Genomic DNA, 863 nt, shown 5'->3' with positions numbered 1-863 from the left:
GCCAAGCAAGTCGCGACCGCCGTGCGCTTCGCGGTGGAAGCGCAACCGGCCTGGGCGAAGCGTCCCGTCGCCGAGCGCGCCGCCATCCTCAACCGGGCCGCCGATCTCTATGAGGCCAATGCCGTCGAGTTCTTTGCACTCGCCACCCGCGAGGCCGGCAAATCGCTGGCCGACGGCGTCGCCGAGGTGCGCGAAGCGGTCGACTTCCTGCGCTACTACGCCACCGAGGCGGCCAATGCCGAGGTGGGCACGCAAGCGCGCGGCGCCATCGTCTGCATTTCGCCGTGGAATTTCCCGCTCGCCATCTTCACCGGCCAGATCGCGGCAGCGCTCGTCACCGGCAATTCGGTGATCGCCAAGCCGGCCGAGCAGACGCCGCTGATCGCCTTCCGCGCCGTCGAACTGCTGCGCGAGGCCGGCGTGCCGGAAGACGTCATCCAGTTGCTCCCTGGCGACGGCCCATCGGTCGGCGGGCCGCTCACCGCCGATCCGCGCATCGCTGGCGTCTGCTTCACAGGTTCGACCGAGGTTGCCAAGCTGATCGAGAAGCAGCTGGCCGGGACGGCCGCGCCCGACGCCATGCTGATCGCCGAGACCGGCGGCCTCAACGCCATGATCGTCGATTCCACCGCGCTGCCCGAACAGGCGGTGCGCGATATCCTCGCCTCCGCCTTCCAGAGTGCCGGCCAGCGCTGCTCGGCGCTGCGCGTACTCTACGTGCAGAAGGACGTCGAGAAGAAGATGCTGGAGATGCTGAAGGGCGCCATGGAGGCGCTCAACGTCGGCGATCCCTGGCGGATTTCGACCGATGTCGGCCCGGTTATCGACGACGAGGCGCAAAGCTCGATCCGCGAGTATTGCAC

At 68.3% G+C, this 863-nt stretch carries 1 protein-coding gene; it reads left to right on the top strand.

Translation table 11 applies throughout. The features are described 5' to 3' along the window. Window positions 1-863 (top strand): aldehyde dehydrogenase family protein (locus EN879_RS37515; protein ID WP_127274790.1); only part of this gene is annotated, 863 nt, incomplete at both ends.

Origin of the sequence: Mesorhizobium sp. M7A.F.Ca.AU.002.02.1.1 (assembly GCF_003998535.1) — a bacterium.
GTDB lineage: Bacteria > Pseudomonadota > Alphaproteobacteria > Rhizobiales > Rhizobiaceae > Mesorhizobium > Mesorhizobium ciceri.
Note: the sequence above shows the minus strand (reverse complement) of the source record. Positions and strands in the feature narration are given on the sequence as shown.